General features: G+C 62.8%; 17 protein-coding genes. 12 read left to right on the top strand and 5 right to left on the bottom strand.

Annotated elements, in window-relative coordinates:
* The 4 genes from FJ958_RS30475 to FJ958_RS30460 all read left to right on the top strand — a co-directional run.
* Positions 1-605, top strand: a 605-nt coding sequence (locus FJ958_RS30475) for an efflux RND transporter permease subunit (RefSeq protein ID WP_140749536.1), incomplete at its 5' end; no start/stop codon positions are given.
* 314 nt (positions 606-919) lie between these two features.
* Positions 920-1,336: a lipocalin-like domain-containing protein gene (locus tag FJ958_RS30470; protein ID WP_140749533.1), complete on the top strand. Its 417-nt coding sequence runs from the start codon at positions 920-922 to the stop codon at positions 1,334-1,336.
* A 757-nt stretch (positions 1,337-2,093) separates the two neighbouring features.
* Positions 2,094-2,528, top strand: coding sequence for a hypothetical protein (locus tag FJ958_RS30465; RefSeq protein WP_140749530.1), 435 nt, complete (start codon positions 2,094-2,096; stop codon positions 2,526-2,528).
* Positions 2,529-2,860: 332 nt separating this feature from the next.
* Entirely contained in the window at positions 2,861-3,196 is a 336-nt protein-coding gene (locus FJ958_RS30460; protein WP_140749527.1) for a hypothetical protein, read from the top strand.
* Between the two features lie 66 nt (positions 3,197-3,262).
* Here FJ958_RS30460 and ggt read toward each other — a convergent pair whose 3' ends face one another.
* The 3 genes from ggt to FJ958_RS30440 form a co-directional block, all read right to left on the bottom strand.
* A complete protein-coding gene (gene ggt, locus FJ958_RS30455; RefSeq protein ID WP_140749524.1) occupies positions 3,263-5,002 on the bottom strand; it encodes a gamma-glutamyltransferase in 1,740 nt (579 codons plus the stop codon).
* A gap of 282 nt (positions 5,003-5,284) precedes the next feature.
* Complete coding sequence (gene rhaI, locus FJ958_RS30445; protein ID WP_140749521.1) at positions 5,285-6,577, bottom strand: L-rhamnose catabolism isomerase; 1,293 nt, start codon at positions 6,575-6,577, stop codon at positions 5,285-5,287.
* Between the two features lie 95 nt (positions 6,578-6,672).
* Complete coding sequence (locus FJ958_RS30440) at positions 6,673-8,775, bottom strand: bifunctional rhamnulose-1-phosphate aldolase/short-chain dehydrogenase (protein WP_140749518.1); 2,103 nt, start codon at positions 8,773-8,775, stop codon at positions 6,673-6,675.
* A gap of 185 nt (positions 8,776-8,960) precedes the next feature.
* On the opposite strand from FJ958_RS30440, the gene FJ958_RS30435 reads away from it, so the two are divergent.
* From FJ958_RS30435 to FJ958_RS30405, 7 genes are all read left to right on the top strand, one after another.
* Complete coding sequence (locus FJ958_RS30435; RefSeq protein WP_140749515.1) at positions 8,961-9,764, top strand: DeoR/GlpR family DNA-binding transcription regulator; 804 nt, start codon at positions 8,961-8,963, stop codon at positions 9,762-9,764.
* Positions 9,765-9,819: 55 nt separating this feature from the next.
* Positions 9,820-10,815, top strand: coding sequence for a rhamnose ABC transporter substrate-binding protein (gene rhaS, locus FJ958_RS30430; protein WP_140749512.1), 996 nt, complete (start codon positions 9,820-9,822; stop codon positions 10,813-10,815).
* Positions 10,816-10,928: 113 nt separating this feature from the next.
* The gene (locus tag FJ958_RS30425; protein ID WP_246679846.1) at positions 10,929-12,485 is read left to right on the top strand and encodes a sugar ABC transporter ATP-binding protein; all 1,557 of its coding nucleotides are present in this window, start codon (positions 10,929-10,931) and stop codon (positions 12,483-12,485) included.
* Positions 12,482-13,459 carry an ABC transporter permease gene (locus tag FJ958_RS30420; protein WP_140749509.1) on the top strand — a complete coding sequence of 326 codons (978 nt, stop codon included), beginning with the start codon at positions 12,482-12,484 and terminating at the stop codon, positions 13,457-13,459. Before FJ958_RS30425 ends, FJ958_RS30420 begins: the two co-directional genes overlap by 4 nt.
* Positions 13,460-13,682: 223 nt before the next feature.
* Complete coding sequence (locus tag FJ958_RS30415; RefSeq protein WP_140749506.1) at positions 13,683-14,687, top strand: ABC transporter permease; 1,005 nt, start codon at positions 13,683-13,685, stop codon at positions 14,685-14,687.
* Positions 14,687-15,004, top strand: coding sequence for an L-rhamnose mutarotase (gene rhaM, locus FJ958_RS30410; RefSeq protein ID WP_140749503.1), 318 nt, complete (start codon positions 14,687-14,689; stop codon positions 15,002-15,004). The genes FJ958_RS30415 and rhaM overlap by 1 nt, the downstream gene beginning before the upstream one ends.
* Positions 15,001-16,371: an FGGY-family carbohydrate kinase gene (locus FJ958_RS30405; protein ID WP_140749500.1), complete on the top strand. Its 1,371-nt coding sequence runs from the start codon at positions 15,001-15,003 to the stop codon at positions 16,369-16,371. The genes rhaM and FJ958_RS30405 overlap by 4 nt, the downstream gene beginning before the upstream one ends.
* A gap of 59 nt (positions 16,372-16,430) precedes the next feature.
* On the opposite strand, the gene FJ958_RS30400 is transcribed toward FJ958_RS30405, so the two are convergent.
* Both FJ958_RS30400 and galE read right to left on the bottom strand, forming a co-directional pair.
* The gene (locus tag FJ958_RS30400; RefSeq protein ID WP_140749497.1) at positions 16,431-17,690 is read right to left on the bottom strand and encodes a D-amino acid dehydrogenase; all 1,260 of its coding nucleotides are present in this window, start codon (positions 17,688-17,690) and stop codon (positions 16,431-16,433) included.
* A 200-nt stretch (positions 17,691-17,890) separates the two neighbouring features.
* Positions 17,891-18,886 carry a UDP-glucose 4-epimerase GalE gene (galE, locus tag FJ958_RS30395; protein ID WP_140749494.1) on the bottom strand — a complete coding sequence of 332 codons (996 nt, stop codon included), beginning with the start codon at positions 18,884-18,886 and terminating at the stop codon, positions 17,891-17,893.
* Between the two features lie 280 nt (positions 18,887-19,166).
* Between galE and FJ958_RS30390 the strand changes: the two genes are divergently transcribed.
* On the top strand, positions 19,167-19,657 hold a 491-nt coding region (locus FJ958_RS30390; protein WP_140749491.1), incomplete at its 3' end, for an aminotransferase class I/II-fold pyridoxal phosphate-dependent enzyme.

Here is a 19,657-nt window from a genome sequence, read left to right as displayed (position 1 = left end):
CGCCGGGATACAAGGTTGCGGCCGGCGGCACGCTTGAGAGCAGCGACAAGTCGCATGCGGCCCTCGCGGCGACGCTGCCTATGATGGTGCTGCTGATCGTCTTGATCCTGATGACCCAGATGCAGAGCGTGGGCAAGCTCCTGCTGGTACTCAGCGTCGCTCCGCTCGGGCTGATCGGCGTCGTCGCGGCTCTACTGTGGAGCGGCCAGCCGCTCGGCTTCGTGGCGATTTTGGGCGTGCTGGCGCTTGGCGGCATCCTGATCCGCAATTCGGTGATCCTGATCAGCCAGATCGACGCCTTCCGGGCAAGGGGCGATGATCCCTGGCACGCGGTAATCGCGGCAACCGAGCACCGCATGCGGCCGATCCTGCTGACGGCCTCGGCCGCGAGCCTGGGGATGATTCCGATCGCCCGCGAGGTGTTCTGGGGTCCGATGGCCTATTCGATGATCGGAGGCATCATCTTTGCAACGGTGCTGACCTTGTTCTTCCTGCCGGCGCTCTATGTCGCCGCGTACCGCATCCAACCGGAGCCCGAAACCCCGGCGTCGAGCGAATACCCCGCGGAAGTGCCAGCTCCGAAGGCCATCTACAACGTGCACTGATCCTTGCGCGGCGGCGAGCCCCACAGGTTGGCGTCGCACGCCCCGGGCCGACAACATCCCGGCATCGGACCCGGCAGGCAGCGACTTCACTCGCCCGCCCTGGGCGGAGGCGGTTTCGGCGGCGCACCTCGGCTCGGCGGGTCACCGGGGGCCGCCCGCCTTTCGCCTTGAGTATCGACGAAACAGGTGGGAGAGGCGGCGTTGCTCATTTGGATTTGCCTCCCCCCGGTCCCTTCACGATCTTCCGGCGGTGAACGGCCCTGTGGTGGCGACGGCATGGCGCACCGCTGGACCGTGTGGTAGTGTCGACCAGAATGTCCGAGTTTGAAGGCACCTGGCGGCTGCTGAGCCGCATTGACCGCGCTACTGACGGCAACGTTCGAGATGAGCCCTCGCTGGGCTCCGATCCCATCGCCATGATCACGTACGCGACGGGGCACTTTTCGGCCCAGTTCATGAAGCGCGACCGTGCGACGGCAAAGACGATGCCTGCCTCGTCGAACAACACAGGGGCTGTAGGGGGCTATGACGCATATTTCGGCACCTACCGCATCCGCGATGACGGGCTCGTCGAGCACCGCCTGATCGCCGCACTGACACCCCAGAACGTCGGCATGGTCGTGATCCGCCGTCTCGGCACGCGAGATGGACAGCTCGTCATCGAGCTCGATACGACAACCGCCTCTGGCGAGCCCGTAATGCGAACGCTCACCTGGGATCGGATTGCTTGAGACGTTGCAGGCCATACGCCCTGGACCTAGTCTGCCCGTCGCTAGTATGTTGGCTTGCCTGAAGCGATGACCTCGCGCTGCTGCTGGAAATGCCCAGTGCTAAATCTAAGAAAAGTCCGTCGACATCCAAATTAGGGAGATGTTGATACGTTCGAGGAAACCAGTTGTTATTTCAATAACTTGGTTTTTGAATTGGCGGAGAAGCGGGGATTCGAACGCATACGCCTAAATAATCAGCTGGCACGCGGTCGTGTGATGGGAACGTCCGCTTTTGGAGGTCGGCCAACGCAGCTTTAACGACCGACCTGGGGCGCAAAGCAGTCATTCAGACTTTGCGTTCAGGAGGTCACCTTTGGGTTGCCTCGCACCATGGCGTTAGCGAAAGCGGCCTGCCGCGACGGCGTGTCCCGACTGGCTGCGGTCGCAGCTGCTCCGAGCCGGGCTGTGAGCATTTTCGGAACCGAACCAATCCACAGAAATATTTCGTTGGTACTTTTGTTGGAAAGGATTGCCAGCGGGTATAGGTCAACTACCTGGAAACAAAGACAGATCTCAATCACTTGGATTCCGCCTCTGACCATCTTCCTGGCAATTCCCCTCGCGGGCCCAGTCCATTTTGACCGATGTGCTTGGCTGCGCCACCTCGGCCTGGCTCGTTGAAAACGACTTTGCTCTCATCAGGCCCTCAGCGGATTCAATTTGCTTGGTGATCCCCCAACCCTAGGGCAAACTCCCTGCCGGGGCTGCAGGAGGTGAAATGAGAGCACGTGCAGCGACGCTCGGGGATCTCGAGGATGTCTTTCACGGCCTATCCAAGCGGATGTCGGACGAATACGCGGCGGCCGGCAAGGACATCAAGATCGCCTACGACAATCTGATGATGAATTTGAAGGAAGGCCGGGCGCACGCGCTTGTCGAGGGCGAGAAGGCCGTGGCGATCATCGCCTGGCATGAAAACAGCGACGCCGCCGATACGCTGTTCGCCGCGCGGGAAGATTTCTTCCGTGGCTCCACCGTTCGCTTCTGCAAACGGCATATCAGGCATATCCAGGCGCTCGCCGGCAACCTGCCCGTCCATTCGCGCAGCTGGCTGCAGGGGCCTGATGTCGGGCGCTGGTTCAAGATCATCGGCTATGTCGAGCAAGGCCAGGAGAACGGGGCCAGATTGTTCGAGTTGCAACCCGCCAGGTAGAGATCGCGCCACGCCACATCCCCGGCAAATCAGCACTCGGGCCGGCATAGGCCGGCAGTGCTGTGACTCCCCGCCGCAGCCGCGAAAAGGCAGCGGGTGCTGAATTCATCAGCGGCACCATCTTTTTTCCGCGGACACGGCCCATAAGGACTGGACGACGGCGTGCCATCCGGGACGCAGACGACTGTTGCATTCTAGCCAGGCACCCGGAAAATCGGTGACAAGAGCGGCCGGAACGTGTTGAAGATGACGGTCAACGCGGAGGGGGACGCGCGATCGGGTTGCACTCGGCAAGTGTTGATGGTTTGTTGCCGGTCAGCGGAGAACCAGTGATGCCAGAATCCATGAGGCAAGAGGAATACGGGTCTTTCGATCCGGACGACCTGCCAAATCTGAATGCAATCGGCCCAGCCATGAGCAGCGGCAACGATTTCGAGAGATACGCGGTCGCCGTGATCATCGTGTTCGGCGCCCTGATCATTGGCGGGCTGATGGCCGCGTCGATGACCTTCGGCCATCGCAACGGTTTCCTGTTCGCGCTTGGCGGCGCCACCTCAGCCTGGATTTCCGGAAACGCGCTACTGCTCGACCGGCCTCGCATCTACGCGCTGTTCGTCGGCATCGCTGCCCTGATGCTGATTGCATCGACCATCACGCTGGTGACTTGAACGTCCCTGCCGGTCGCTGAACCAAGACGGTTGACTCGCAGGCTCTCGATCGAGAGCCATTGGGTATCAATATCCAAGCGCCTCGCCCGATGCGGCGCGGCTGTCGATGGCGCCATTGTAGCGGGCGCCGCCGCCCTTCTCGATTTCCGCCAGGCTCTTGCCCCCGACAAGGATGCCGGCCGCCTGTCCCCATGTCTGGCCGCCGAGATCAAAGTGGTAGCCCATGCCGGCGAGCAGCCGCTCGGTGTCGGGCGAAAGCCCGAACGGCTCGACATAGACCGTGTCGGGCAGCCACTGGTGGTGGATGCGCGGCGCGTCGATCGCCTCCTGGATGTTCATCCCATGATCGACCACGTTGACGATCGCCTCCAGCGTGATGGTGATGATGCGCGAGCCGCCCGGACTGCCGATGACCATGAACGGCTTGCCGTCCTTGGCGACGATGGTTGGGCTCATCGACGATAGCGGCGTCTTCTTCGGCTGGATGGCGTTGGCCTCGCCCTGAACCAGGCCGTAAAGATTGGGCACGCCGGGCTTCTGGGTGAAATCATCCATTTCGTTGTTGAGCAGAATGCCGGTGCCGTCGGCGACGACGCCGGCGCCGAAGGAACCGTTCAGCGTGTAGGTGACCGCGACCGCGTTGCCGTCCTTGTCGATGATCGAATAGTGCGTGGTTTCCTTGGACTCGCCAAAGCCCTTCGGCATCAGATCCTTCGAAACACCGGCCCGGAACGGGTCGATCTTGTCGCGGATGTTCTTGGCGTAGGCTTTGTCCAGCAGTTTGGAGACCGGATTGTCGACAAAGTCGGGGTCGCCGAGTGCCGAGTTGCGGTCGACATAGGCATGGCGCATGGCCTCGACCATGACATGCACCGTCTCCGCCGAAGCGGGGCCGAGATATGACAGCGGATAGCCCTCGAGCACGTTGAGGATTTCGCAGATGATGATACCACCCGAGCTCGGCGGCGGCGAAGACGTGATCTCGTAGCCGCGATAATTGCAGGTCACCGGATTGAGCTCGCGGACCGCATATTGTTCAAAATCCGGCTTGGCCAGGATACCACCCTTGGCGCCGCTCGCCTTGACGATGGCGTCGGCGATGGCGCCCTTGTAGAAGGCGTCGGGGCCTTTGTCGGAAATGGCCGAGAGCGAGGCGGCAAGGTCGGGCTGGACCAGCTTCTCGCCGATGCCATAGGGCTTGCCGTCGGGCTTCAGGAAGATGGCGGCCGCCGCCGGGTCCTTCGCCAACCTTTCAGCGTTGCCGGCGAACGAGGCGGCATCGCCCTGATTGAGGATGAAACCGTCCTTGGCATAGTTGATCGCCGGCGCCATCAGATCTTGCCTGGACAAGGTGCCATATTTCTGGCCGGCCATCTCGAAACCGGCCACCGACCCCGGCACGCCGACCGCCAGATAGCCGTCGAGGCTGGCGCCCTTCACCGGGTTGCCGTTCTTGTCGAGATACATGGTCTTGGTCGCGGCAAGTGGCGCGCGTTCACGGAAATCGAGGAAGGTCGATTTGCCGTCCTTGAAGCGTATGGTCATGAAGCCGCCGCCACCGATGTTGCCGGCATTGGGGTAGACGACGGCTAGCGCATAGCCCACGGCAACCGCCGCATCGACGGCATTACCGCCCTTCTTCAACACGTCGACGCCGACTTCCGAGGCCAGGTGCTGCGCGGTAACAACCATGCCGTTCTCGCCCTTGGCGGGTGCCGGCGAGGCGGCCAAGACGGTTGTGAACGGGGTGAAGATAAAAGAGATGGAAAGACTGGCGGCGATCAGTGTCCGGCGGGTGAGGTGCATGGTGGGTCTCCGGGCGTGAGGACGCTTAGGAAAGACCGTTGGGATTGGTGAGTCCAGCCAATTGTGACGGTAGCGCTTGAACACCCCCCTCTGGCCTGCCGGACATCTCCCCCGCAAGGGGGGAGATTGGATATCGCCGTCGCTTTCGCCAATCACCGCCCTTGCAGGAGCAGCGCCTTCGGCGAAGCTGCTGATCTCCCCCCTTGCGGGGGAGATGTCCGGCAGGACAGAGGGGGGTGTTCAAGCGCTGCCGTCGCCCGTTGGATCGAGAAAAGAAGTTGACTACACAATCCCGCCCGAACCGCCGGCGACCGCCGGACGTTCGGCCGCGACCTTGGCGCGGTAGCCCGCCGCCCGGTAAGCGGCGACGGGATCGATGGCGCCGCCAGTCTTCAGCCGCGCCATCGCCAGGATCGGCTCGACATCGGTGCGGTAGGCCGCCTTCAGCGTCTGTGTCGCCATCAGCGCGTCGTTGCTGTCCTGGAAGCCCTTGAGCGCCTTGCGGTCGACAAGCAGTGCCTGTGCATAGGCGCGCTGCACCTCGACCGCGGACAGCATCAGGCTTTCGATCGGATCGGTGACGTTGTGGCTTTGGTCGAGCATATGGGCGGGGTCAAAACCCTCGGCGCCTGACAATTCGGCGTCTACCAGTTCGTTGAAGACAAGGAACAGCCGGTAGGGATCGATCGAGCCGGCATCGAGATCGTCGTCGCCATATTTGGAATCGTTGAAGTGGAAGCCACCGAGTTTTTTGAACTGGATCAGCCGCGACACGATCATCTCGATGTTGACGTTGGGCGCATGGTGGCCAAGGTCAACGAGGCAGAAGGCCTTGTCGCCGAGTTCCTTCGCGATGATGTAGTTGGTGCCCCAGTCCTGCACGACCGTGGAATAGAAGGCCGGCTCGTACATCTTGTGTTCGGTGAACAGCTTCCAGTCGGCGGGCAGCCCGGCATAGACTTGCCTCATCGCATTGAGATAGCGCTCGAACGCCCTGGCGAAATTGACCTGGCCGGGGAAGTTCGACCCATCGCCGATCCACACCGTCAGCGCCTTGGAGCCAAGCGTCTTGCCGATCTCGATGCATTCGAGATTGTGCTCGACGGCCTGGCGCCGCGTACCGGCGTCGGCATGCGACAGCGAGCCGAATTTGTAGGAGAGTTCCTGATCCCTGGCGTCGGAAAAGGTGTTGGAATTCATGGCATCGAAGCCGAGACCGAAGCGCGAGGCCGTCTGCTTCAGCCGGTTCGGATCGGCCTTGTCCCACGGAATATGCAGCGACACGGTCGGTGTTGCCTGCGTCAATTGTTGGATGACGGCGCAATCCTCGATCTTGTCGAAGATGTCGCGCGGCTCGCCGGCGCCGGGAAAGCGGGCGAAGCGCGTGCCGCCGGTGCCGACGCCCCAGGACGGGATGGCGACAGCGAATTTCTCGACCTTGTCCCTGATGGCTTCGATGGCGATGCCGCGGCGGTCAAGCCGCTCGCCGAGCGAGGCATAGTCGCGGTCGAGGCTGGCCTTGCGCGCGACGTTGTCCTTGTCGACAATGTCGGCGGAGATGATGGTTTCGGACACTGCTGTTCCTCCCTGAATGCGTACGGCTGGCGCCGCCCCTCATCCGCCCTTCGGGCACCTTCTCCCCGTATAGTGACGGGGAGAAGGGCGGGCGCCTAGCGCGTAAAGCTCTGCGCGTTGCCGGCGTCGACATTGATGATGTTGCCGGTCGACTTGGCCGACATGTCGGAGGCGAAGAAATAGATCGCTTCCGCAATGTCTTCCGGAAAGACCGAGCGCTTCAGCATCGAGCGCGAGCGGTAATGCTCCTCCAGGTCGTCCGTGGACATCTTGTAGGCGGCGGCGCGCTGTTCCTTCCACTCGCCGGTCCAGATCTTCGAGCCGCGCAGCACCGCGTCCGGGTTGACGACATTGACCCGGATCTGCGCTTCCGCGCCCTCCAGCGCCAGGCAGCGGGCGAGATGAATCTCGGCTGCCTTGGCTGTGCAATAGGCGGCGGCATTGGGCGACGCGGCCAGGCCATTCTTCGAAGCCACGAAGACGACATTGCCGCCGATCTCCTGCACCCTGAACAGCCGGAACGCTTCCCGCGAGACCAGGAAATAGCCGGTCGACAGGATGTCCATGTTCTTGTTCCACAGGGCCAGCGTCGTCTCCTCGATCGGCGCCGAGGAGGCGAGGCCCGCATTGGACACCAGAATGTCGATGCCGCCGAATTCCACAGCGGTCTCGGCAAAGCCGGCGACGACCTGATCCTCCGAGGTGACGTTGATGACCACCGGGCGGACGAAATCCTTGCCATGGACCTTGGCCAGTTCCTCGTTGGCGCTGGCGAGTGCCGTCTCATCGATATCGGCCAGCACCACGCAGGCGCCCTCGCGCAGCAGCCGGCTGGCCGTCGCGCGGCCAATGCCGCCGGCGCCGCCGGTGACCAGCGCGATCTGGCCGGCAAGCGACTTCGGCTTCGGCATGCGCTGCAGCTTCAGATCCTCGAGCAGCCAGTATTCGATGTCGAAGGCTTCCTGAGCGGGCAGGCCGACATAGGACGACACCGTCGAGGCGCCGCGCATGACATTGATAGCGTTGACATAGAATTCGCCCGAGATGCGCGCCGTCGCCTTGTCGCCGGCGAATGTGAACATGCCGACGCCCGGCATCAAATAGACCACGGCGTTGGGATCGCGGATGGCGGGCGAGTCCGGATGCTTGCAACTGTCGTAATAGGCCTGGTAGCCGACCCGATAGGCGGCGACATCACCGGCGAGGCGCGCGATGACGGCATCGACATCCGGTTTCGCGGGATCGAACTCGATGACCAGCGGGCGGATCTTGGTGCGCAGGAAATGGTCCGGACATGAGGTGCCGAGTGCCGCCAGCGGGCGCAAATCCCTGGAGTTGACGAATTCGAGCACGGTGGGCGAATCGTCGAAATGGCCGAGCTTGTGGCTTTTCTCCGAGATCAGGCCGCGGATTTTCGGCATCAGTTTCGCCGCGATGGCGCGACGAGCCGAAGCGTCCAGCGACTTCACCACTTCGCCGCCGAAGATGGCGAGGCCTTCGGAGCGGCGCTCGAACCATTCGATCGCCTGGTTGATCACCGCGATCGTCGTTTCGTAGCATTCCTTGGGGGTGTCGCCCCAGGTGAACAGGCCGTGACTTTCAAGGATGACACCCTTGGCGTCGGGATGTTCGAGGCAGAACTTCTCCAGCCACAGGCCAAGTTCGAAGCCAGGCCGCTTCCACGGCAGCCAGCCTATGGCGTCGCCGAAGATCTCTTTCGTCAGCGCCCTGGAATCCTTCGCGGCGGCAATCGCGATGATGGCATCGGGATGCATATGGTCGACAAAGGGCTTCGGCACGTAGGCATGCAGCGGCGTGTCGATCGAGGCCGCGCGCGGATTGAGATTGAAGGTGCAGTGGGGGAGATATCCCACCATCTCGTCCTCGTGCTCGACGCCGCGATAGAGGCCTTTGAGCGCGCGCAGCTTGTCCATGTAGAGCGTGGCGAAACCGTCGAGCTTGATCGAGGCACTGTCGCCGCCGGAGCCCTTGACCCAAAGCACCTCGACAGTCTCGCCGGTAAGCGGGTCCTTCTGCCAGATCTTGGACGATGTGTTGCCGCCGCCATAGTTGGTGACGCGCTTGTCGGAACCGAGCGTGTTCGAGCGATAGACCAGCAGCTCAGGCTCGCCCATCCCCTTGGCCTTCGCATCGTCCCAAACATTGGCGAGCCGCGAGCCGGAGCGGTTGTCGAGCATGGGTAAACCTCCCTGGGATGCAAAAAAGGTGCAATCCATTTTCGAGGAATGTCTACGCAAGCAGGCCATCTGTCAATCACAAACGATCAATATCGATCATATTGCACCGCACAATGAAATTATATGATCGGAAATGATTGACACTGCTCTTTTTGAGTGCCTAGATGGCCAGGTAGGGAGGAACCATGCACGAAAATGAGCGCCACAGGATCATTCTGTCCGCTGTCCAGGAAAAACCTGTGGTGACGGTGCAGGAGATGGTCGATCTGACGGAGTCGTCCGAGGCGACGATCCGGCGCGACATCGCGGCGCTTCACGTGCAAAAACGCCTGCGCCGAGTGCGCGGTGGCGCCGAGGCGATCTCGCCGCCGCAATTCATCGGCCTTGCCGGCAGGCCCTTCTCGGTCAACGAAACGCTCAACGCCGCGCAGAAGCAGGCAATCGCGCGCGAAGCCGTTGAACTGTGTGGGGACGGCGAGCCGATCATCATCAATGGCGGCACCACCACCTTCCAGATGGTGCATTTCCTGACTGGCCGTCGCATGCCGATCTTCACCAACTCATTCCCGATCGCCGAGCATCTGCTCAAGCATTCCAAGAACACGGTGATGCTGTCGGGCGGCACCATCTATCGCGAGCAGAACATCATCCTGTCGCCCTTCGACAATGACGTGACGCGCAATTTCTACGCGCGCCGCATGTTCATGGGCGCTCAGGGGCTCGGGCCGCTCGGCCTGATGGAAGGCGACCCGCTTTTGATCCAGGCGGAGCAGAAACTGATCGACCAGGCCGACGAGCTGGTGGTGCTGGTCGATTCCTCGAAGTTCCGCAAGCGCTCGAGCCTGATCCTGTGCGGTCTGACGCGCATCGCCACCGTCATCACCGATGACGGCATCGAGGATCGCGAAGCCAAGATGTTGGAGGCAGCCGGTGTGACGCTGATCGTCGCCCGCAAGTCGGCAAAGGAAGAATCTTCACTGCAGGCCTGAGATCACCTCGCGCTCGCAGCGGCGATGGAATGCAACGCTCAAGGGAGGATATTCGATGAGCTTCTTGAAGAAATTGATGGTTACCGTGGCCTTTTCCGCCGCCATGTTCGTGAATGCCGCCTATGCGGAGAACGTCAAGATCGCGCTGGTGGTGAAGTCGCTCGGCAACGGCTTCTTCGATGCCGCCAACAAGGGCGCCGAAGAGGCGGCCAAGGAACTCGGCGACGTCGACATCATCTACACCGGCCCGACCAAGGCGACCGCGGAAGCGCAGATCGAAGTGGTCAATTCGCTGATCGCGCAGAAGGTCAACGCCATCGCGATCTCCGCCAATGACGCCGACGCGCTTGTGCCGGTGCTGAAGAAGGCCATGGAGCGCGGCATCACCGTCATCTCCTGGGATTCGGGCGTCGCCAAGGAAGGCCGTCAACTTCATCTCAATCCATCCGACACCGGCCTGATCGGGGAGACCATCATCAAGCTCGCCGCCGACTACCTGCCGGAAGGCGGCGATGTCGCCATCCTGTCGGCCTCCTCGACCGCGACCAACCAGAACGCCTGGATCGAAGCGGCCAAGAAGGTGCTGCCGGAGAAGTTCCCCAAGATCAAGCTGGTCGCCACCGTCTATGGCGATGACGACTCGGCCAAGAGCACGGACGAAGCCAAGGGCCTTCTGAAGTCCTATCCGAACCTCAAGGCGATCATCGCACCAACCACCGTCGGTGTCGTTGCCGCCGCCCAGGTCGTCACCGACGAGAACCTGATCGGCAAGGTCAATGTCACCGGCCTGGCGCTGCCGTCCGAGTTCAAGAAGTTCATCGACAACGGCGCCAGCCAGGCGGTCGCGCTGTGGAACCCGATCGATCTCGGCTACTCCGCCGTCTACCTCGCCCATGACCTGGCGGTGAAGAAGGAAAAGGCGAAGCCCGGCGCCACGCTGTCGATCGGCCGCGTCGGCAAGGTCACGCTCGACGAGACCAACTCGGCTGCGATGGCTCCGCCGTTCCAGTTCGACAAGACCAACATCGAGAAATTCTCCAAGATCTATTGATCTAGGAGTCGGTACCCTCCCCCTTGTGGGGAGGGGGTCGGCGAGACGGTCTTGCGAAGCAATACCGACGAGACGGGGTGGGCGGCGACGTCTCCGCACATTAGGACTTTGATATGCTTGTAGACCCCCACCCCGCTCACTTCGTTCGCGACCCTCCCCACAAGAGGGAAGGTAAGGCAGTTCCCCGCCTGACGCTCTCAGGCATCTCAAAAAGCTTTCCTGGCGTGCGCGCGCTGCACAATGTCAGCCTGTCGCTCTATCCCGGCCAGGTGACGGCGCTGATCGGCGAAAACGGCGCCGGCAAGTCGACACTGGTCAAGATCATGACCGGCATCTACCAGCCCGACGAGGGCACAATCAGCATCGACAGCCAGGCCGTCACCTTGCCCAGCGCGCATGCCGCCTTCGGCCATGGCGTCACCGCGATCCATCAGGAAACCGTGCTGTTCGACGATTTGAGCGTGGCCGAAAATATCTTCCTCGGCCATGCACCGCGCTCGCGCTTCGGCACCATCGACTGGCGCACCATGCGCAAAAATGCACGCGAAGTGCTCGACACAATGCATGCCGGCCATATCGACGCCGACGCCCGGCTGAAGGATCTCGGCATCGCCAACAAGCACCTGGTCGCCGTGGCGCGCGCCATGTCGATCGACGCGCAGATCGTGATCATGGACGAGCCGACAGCCGCCCTTTCGATGAAGGAGATCGAGGAGCTGTTCCTGCTCATCGAATTCCTCAAGAGCGAAGGCAAGGCGATCCTGTTCATCAGCCACAAGTTCGATGAGATCTACCGCATCGCCGACCGCTACACCGTGTTCCGCGACGGCGAGATGGTCGGCGAAGGCCTGATCAAGGATGCCGGCCAGAGCCAGATCGTGCGCATGATGGTCGGCCGCTCGGTCGATCACATCTTTCCACAGCGCAAGGCCGAGATTGGCGTGCCGGTGCTGTCCGTCTCCGGCCTGTCGCATCCGACCGAATTCAACGACATCGGCTTTGAATTGCACAAGGGCGAAATCCTCGGCTTCTATGGCCTTATCGGCGCCGGGCGCAGCGAGGTGATGCAGGCGATTTCGGGCATCACCCGCACATCGGCCGGCACGATCACGCTGGAAGGCAAGATAATCGCGCCAAAATCGGCGGCGGAGACAATCGAGGCCGGCATCGTCTACGTGCCGGAAGAACGTGGCAAGCAGGGTGTGGTGATCGGCCTGCCGATCTTCCAGAATGTCTCGCTGCCCTCGCTCACGCGCACCTCCAAATCCGGGCTGTTGCGGCTGGCGGAAGAGTTTTCGCTCGCCCGCTCCTACACCGAGCGGCTGGATCTGCGCGCCTCCTCGCTCAGCCAGGATGTCGGCACGCTGTCGGGCGGCAACCAGCAGAAGGTCGTCATCGCCAAATGGCTGGCGACCGCGCCCAAGGTGATCATTCTCGACGAACCGACCAAGGGCATCGACATCGGTTCCAAGGCCGCCGTGCACGGCTTCATGGCCGAACTGGTGGCGCAAGGCCTGTCGGTGATCATGGTTTCGTCGGAACTGCCGGAGATTCTCGGCATGTCCGACCGTGTCGTCGTCATGCGCGAGGGCCTCGTCGCGGCGGTCTACGACAACAAGGGACTGGACGCGGAGACGCTGGTCCGGACGGCGGCGGGGATCGCGGCATGAAAGCTATCCTGAAATATCGCGAAATCTGGCTGCTCGCCGCCATCGCCGTTCTCATCGGCTTGATCTCGACCCGTTTCCCCGCCTTCGCCAACCCTGGCAATCTGCGCCAGGTGTTCAACGATACATCGATCCTGATGATCCTGGCGCTCGGCCAGATGGTGGTCATCCTGACCCGGTCGATCGACCTGTCGATGGCTTCCAACCTGTGCTTCACCGGCATGGTGGTGGCGATGCTGAACGCCGCGCACCCAGCGATCCCCATCCCCCTGCTGATCGTCATCGCGCTGGCCGTCGGGTTGCTGCTCGGCGCCATCAACGGCCTGCTTGTGTGGCGGCTGAACATCCCCTCGATCGTGGTGACGCTGGGCACGTTGACCATCTATCGCGGCGCCACCTTCGTTCTTTCCGGCGGCGCGTGGGTCAATGCCGACAAGATGAGCCCGGATTTCATCGGCTTCCAGCGCACCGCCTTCCTCGGCGTTCCCGTGCTCTCCTGGATCGCCATTCTGGTCATCGCGCTGTTCTTCATCCTGATGACGCGTACCGCGCTCGGGCGCTCGATCTACGCCATCGGCGTCAACCCGACGGCGTCGGTCTATGCCGGCATCGATGTCGGGCGCACGAAATTCATCGTCTTCTGCATCTCGGGCATGATCGGCGGCCTCTCCGGCTACCTCTGGATCTCGCGTTATGTGATCGCCTCGGTCGAGGTCGCCAACGGCTACGAGCTCAACATCATCGCCGCCTGCGTCATTGGCGGCATCTCGATCGCCGGCGGCATCGGCTCGGTCGGCGGCGCGGTGCTGGGCGCCCTGTTCCTCGGCATCATCTCCAACGCGCTTCCGGTCATCAACATCTCGCCCTTCTGGCAAATGGCGATTTCGGGCAGCGCGATCATTCTGGCCGTCGTGCTCAATGCGCGCGGCGAACGCCGGCAGGGCCGCATCATCCTGAGAAAAGTGGAGGCGGCATGAGCAGCACTTCGCTCCGGCTGTTCCAGCTAATCGGCCTGTCGCCTTCGGCAACAGGCCTGTTTTCAAGGTTTGCGCCGCCCCTCATCCGCCTGCCGGTACCTTCTCCCCGTATAGTGACGGGGAGAAGGGAGAAGCTCCTGCGCTGGCGCCCCCCTCTCCCCGTCTCTAAACGGGGAGAGGGTAAGGATGAGGGGCGGCGCCAGCATTCGATCGGTTTGGCCAAATGACCGACATAACCAGGCCCCCTGCCCCACGCTATATCCCGGACCGGCTCGACAAGCCGCTGTCCTCGGCGATCTTCTCGTGGGAAGCGCTGCTCGTCATCATCGCGGTTCTCATCTTCGCCATAAACAGCTTCGCTTCGCCCTATTTCCTCGATCCATATTCGCTCTCGGACCTGACGTTCAATTTCACCGAAAAGGGCCTGATCGCCTTCGCAATGGCGTTGCTGATCATTTCGGGCGAGATCGACCTGTCGGTCGCCGCCATCGTCGCGCTCGCCTCGACGCTGATGGGCATGGCGGTGCAGGCCGGCGCCGGGACTCCGGTTCTGGTGCTGATCGGCATCGTCGTCGGGCTCGGCTGCGGCGCCTTCAATGGCCTGCTGGTGACAAGGCTCGGCCTGCCCTCCATCGTCGTCACCATCGGCACGATGAGCCTGTTTCGCGGCATCGCCTTCATCATCCTCGGCGACCAGGCCTACAAGGGCTATCCGGAAAGCTTCGCCTTCTTCGGCCAGGGCTATGTCTGGTGGGTGGTGTCGTTCGAACTGGTGCTCTTCCTCACAGCGGCCGTCGTCTACTGGTTCCTGCTGCACCGCACGAGCTTCGGCCGCCGCGTCTTCGCCATCGGCAACAATCCGGTCGCGGCGCAGTTCTCCGGCGTGCGCGTCGGGCGCATCAAATTCATCCTGTTCTGCCTGACCGGACTGATGTCGGGCGTCGCCTCGGTGCTGATCACCTCCCGGCTAGGCTCCACCCGACCGTCGATCGCGCAGGGCTACGAGCTCGAAGTCATCACCATGGTGGTGCTGGGCGGCGTCAGCATTCTCGGTGGCGCCGGCAGCATTCCGGGCGTCGTGCTCGCCGCCTTCATCATGGGACTGGTGACCTTCGGCCTCGGTCTGCTCAACGTGCCCGGCATCGTCATGTCGATCTTCATCGGCCTGCTGCTGATCGTCGTCATCGCGCTGCCGATCGTCTGGCGGCGGCTGCGCGGAGGACGCTGATGGCCGAAAAATACGCGTTCAAGATGATGCTCAAGCCCGGCATGAAGGCCGAGTACAAGAGGCGCCATGACGAGATCTGGCCGGCGCTGGTGGCGCTGCTGAAGCAGGTCGGGGTGTCCGATTATTCCATCCATCTCGATGACGAAACCAACATCCTGTTCGGGGTGCTGTGGCGGCGGGATGGTCACGGCATGGCCGAGTTGCCGAACCACCCGGTGATGCAGCGCTGGTGGGCTCATATGGCCGACATCATGGAGACGAAGCCGGACAACGAGCCGGTGGCGGTGCCGCTGGAAACGGTGTTCCACCTGGAATGAGCACGATACGCCATGTCGCCGTCATCGATATCGGCAAAACCAACGCCAAGGTGGCGCTGGTCGATCTCGTCACCTTGAGCGAGGTCGCGCTGCGTCGCATGGTGAATGCGCCGGTGCGCCAGGCGCCCTACCCGCACCACGATGTCGAAGCGCTGTGGAATTTCATCCTTGACGGCCTGGCGGGCCTCAACCGCGAGAAGCGCATCGACGCCATTTCGATCACCACCCACGGCGCGACAGGCGTGCTGGTCGACGCAGCGGGCGAACTGGTGTTGCCTGTGCTCGATTATGAGTTCGACGGTCCTGACAGTCTGGCGGCGGACTATGACGCGGCCCGCCCACCCTTCGCCGAAACCGGCACGCCACGCCTGCCGCTCGGCCTCAATCTCGGCGCGCAATTCTTCTGGCAGCAGAAGCGTTTGCCGGCGGAATTCGCCAGGGCCACCGCGATGCTGATGTACCCGCAATATTGGGCGCTGCGGCTGACCGGCGTCGCCGCCAATGAGGTGACGTCGCTCGGCTGCCACACCGATCTGTGGAACCCGTGGACCGCCGATTTCTCCTCGATGGTCGACAAACTGGATTGGCGTCGACTGATGGCGCCGGTGCGACCGGCAAGGGATAGGCTCGGCCCGATCCTGCCCACGCTTGCGGTGCGGACCGGCCTCGATCCACGGACGCCCGTTTTCTGCGGCCTGCACGATTCCAACGCGTCGCTGCTGCCGCATCTCCTATCCGATGCGCCGCCGTTCTCGGTCGTCTCGACCGGCACCTGGGTGGTGTCGATGGCGGTCGGCGGCAGGGCGGTCGCGCTCGACCCGGCGCGCGACACGCTGGTCAATGTCAATGCGCTCGGCGATCCGGTGCCCTCGGCGCGCTTCATGGGCGGTCGCGAGTTTTCGACGCTTACCGACGGTCAACCGCAGGAATGGAGCGAAGACGATGTCGCCGCCGTGCTGGCGCGGCAGGCCTTGCTGCTGCCTTCCACTCAGCAGGGTTCCGGGCCATTCCCGCATCGCACCGCGCTGTGGAGCAATGCGGAGAATTCCAGTCCCGGGCAGCGTTTTGCCGCGATTTCGTTCTACCTCGCGCTGATGACCGCGATCTGCCTGGACCTCATAGGCGGCGATGGTCCGACGACGGTCGAGGGGCCCTTTGCCCAAAACCGGCTTTTCATCCGCATGCTGGCGGCAGCGACAGGCAGACCGGTCATCGCATCGGAGACCTCGACCGGCACCAGCATCGGCGCGGCGCTGCTGGCGTTGGACGGCGTCGCGGTGATGAGCAAAGGCGAGCGAACTGAGCCGCCGGCCGATGGGGATTGGGGCGACTATGCAAGGGCGTGGCAAAGGGCCGTCAGGGCATAAGTTGCGGCATCGCTACCCAGCCTTGCTTGACAGGCGCCAACCTCGGCAATGAAGGCACGTCAGCGCGGCGCCGTCCCATAAAGCAGTCCCTGCGGATCGATCTCAGGTTTTCTACCGGCGACGAGGTCGGACAGGAATTTTCCGGAGCCGCAGGCCATGGTCCAGCCGAGATGGCCATGGCCGGTGTCGAGATAGAGGTTGCGGTATTTCGCCTGGCCGAAGACAGGCACCGAATTCGGCATCATCGGTCTCAGCCCTGCCCAAAGCAACGCTTTTTTCTCGTCGAACGCGCCCGGGAACAAATCCTTGCCGGTGTTCAGGATGGAGCTGAAATCGCGCGGCTTGAAGCTGCGGTCGAAGCCGGTGAATTCCGCCGTCGACGACATCCGCAGCCGGTTTCCCAGCCTCGAATAGCCGATCAACCGATCCTCGTCGGCGCCGCCCATGGTCGGTCCTTTGTTCTCGTCCTCGAGCGGGACGGTCACGGTATAGCCCTTCACCGGATAGACAGGCAGGTCGATGCCGTAACGGCGGCCGAGCAGGCCGCTTTCCGGCCCCATGGAAATGACGACGGCGTCAGCCGTGACCGGTCCGGCGGAGGTCATCACGGCCCGCACCCGGTCGCCCTCGACGTCGAGGCCCTGAACCGTCGTGCCGAACAGGAATTTGACCCCGAGTTTTTCCACCGCATAGGCGGCGAGCTTGTCGGCGAATTGTTTGGAATCGCCTGTCTGGTCGATCGGGGAGTAGACACCGCCGGCGATTTTTTCCTTGACGCCGGCCAGCCCCGGTTCCAGTTCGACCAGCCGGTCGCGGCCGACGATCTCGATCGGCAGGCCGTGCTCGCCGAGATAGCGGTAATTCTCGGTGCCTGTGTCGAGGCTCTTCTGCGAACGGAAGAAGTAGAGGATGCCCCGCTTGCGCTCGTCGTAGTGGATGCCGGTGGTCTCCGAGACGGCGTTGATGCAATCGCGCGAATAGAGCGCCAGCCGCAGCTTGACGCTGGTGTTGGCGCGCATGCGCGCCACGGTACATTCGCGCAGAAAACGCAGGCTCCAGGCGTAGAAATAGGGATCGAGACTCAGCCTGACCTTGATACCGAGATCATGGTTCCAGAGCCCCCGCAGGAAGGTCTTCAGCGCAGAAGGCGAGGCCCAGGCGGTGGCGTCGCCCGGCGAGACCAGACCTGCGTTCGACCGGCTGGTGCCGCGCGCCGCCGCCTCATGGCGCTCGATGACCGTCACGTCGTGGCCGTCGCTTGCCAGATAGTAAGCGGCCGCCGTGCCCACGACACCGGCTCCGAGCACCAAAATCTTCATGCGCCTCCCCAAAGGTCATGCCGGCGGAAGCTTCCGCGCACCGCCTCCCGATGAGCCTCAATACCGCGTATGAATGCGCCCCGCGAGCCCTTGGCCCAACAGCTCCCCGCGCATGACCCGGAACTGGAGTTCGGCACGGATCACGCACAAAATCATCAGGCGTGCGGCGTCCTTGGCGCATCCAAAAGGAGGGCTGTGGTTCAGCCCCGCGCGGAGTTCTTGCCGGTCAGGATGCGTTCCCAGGCGAGCGCGTCGGCGACGATCTGGTCGAGATCGTCGCGTTGCGGCGTCCAGCCGAGTTCCGCGCGGGCGAGGTCCGAGTTGGCGACCACGGCCGCGGCGTCGCCGGGACGCCGGTCGCCCATCCTCACTTCGAAATCCCGGCCGAAGGCGCGGCGCACACTGTCGATCACCTCGAGCACCGAATAACCATGGCTGTAGCCGCAATTGGCGACGAGGCTTTGTCCCCCGGCGCGCAGCCGCTGCAGGGCCAACCGATGCGCCGCCGCCAGATCGCTGACATGGATATAGTCGCGCATGCAGGTGCCGTCAGGCGTCGGATAATCGGTGCCGAAGACCTGCATGAACGGACGCTTGCCGAGCGCGGTTTCGCAAGCGACCTTGATCAGGTGGGTGGCGCCCGGCGTCGACTGCCCGGTGCGGCCCTTCGGGTCGGCGCCGGCAACGTTGAAGTAGCGCAGCGCGGTATAGCGCAGACCGTGCGCCTGGCCAGCATCGCGCAGCATCCATTCGCTCATCAGCTTGGACAGGCCATAGGGCGATTCCGGCGCCAGGCGGGCATCCTCGCGCACCGGCTCCAGCCCGGCGCCGCCATAGACGGCGGCTGTCGAGGAAAAGATGAAATTCGGCACGCCTTCGCGCACGGCGGTCTCAATCAGCGTGCGTGTCTTGCAGGTGTTGTTCTCGTAATAGCCGAGGGGGTCGGCGACAGATTCCGGGACGACGATGGAACCAGCGAAATGGATGATCGCGTCGACCTTGTTGTCCCGGATGATCGAGCCGACCAACTCCTTGTCGGCGACATCGCCGACGACCAGCTTTGCTTCAGGCGCCACCGCCCATTCGAAGCCGGTGGAAAGCCGGTCGAGAACGACCACGCTCTCGCCCGCATCCAGCAATTCCCAGACCATGTGGCTGCCGATGTAGCCGGCACCACCTGTCACCAAAACCGTCATCCCAAGTCCTCGCTTACCCAAGATTTATCGGAAACTGTCTCAAACGTCGCCTTACTGGAAAGCCTGCCGGATGGCCATTAGAACCCTTCGTAACCGGCGTTCACTTGATGTGGCATCGTGCTGAAACAAAAGTGATCCAGAGAGCGTGTCGTGAACGGGGAATAGGCCACGATCCGCCATCGTTAGGAACAGGCGCGGGGCGTGGCATTTTGACCAAAATGGCCCGGTGGACGACCAATCGGCCAATGATTATGATCCCGCGCAAAATTGGGAAGTCGACATGAATTACCAGCGGTTCTTCGAAGAAGCGATCGACCAGCTCCATGCCGAGCGTCGCTACCGCGTCTTCGCCGACCTCGAGCGCATCGCGGGCAAGTTTCCGCGCGCCATCTGGCGCTCCAACGGCCGCGCCGAGGAAATCACCGTCTGGTGTTCCAACGACTATCTCGGCATGGGCCAGCACGCCGACGTCATCGCCGCGTTCCAGAACGCGGCCGGCAAGATGGGCTCGGGCGCCGGCGGCACCCGCAACATTTCGGGCACTTCCAACCCGCTGGTCGAGCTCGAGCATGAGCTTGCCGACCTGCACGGCAAGGAAGCAGCACTCGTCTTCACGTCCGGCTTCGTCTCCAACGAAGCGTCGATCTCGACCATCGCGCGGCTTTTGCCGAATTGCCTGATCATCTCGGACGAGCTGAACCATGCCTCGATGATCGAGGGCGTGCGGCGCTCGGGCGCCGAGAAGAAGATCTTCCGCCACAATGACGTCGC

The organism is Mesorhizobium sp. B2-3-5 (genome assembly GCF_006442395.1).
In the GTDB taxonomy this organism is placed as follows: domain Bacteria; phylum Pseudomonadota; class Alphaproteobacteria; order Rhizobiales; family Rhizobiaceae; genus Mesorhizobium.
The sequence above is the reverse complement of the archived record's forward strand: the minus strand, read 5'-3'. Positions and strand labels throughout refer to the sequence as shown.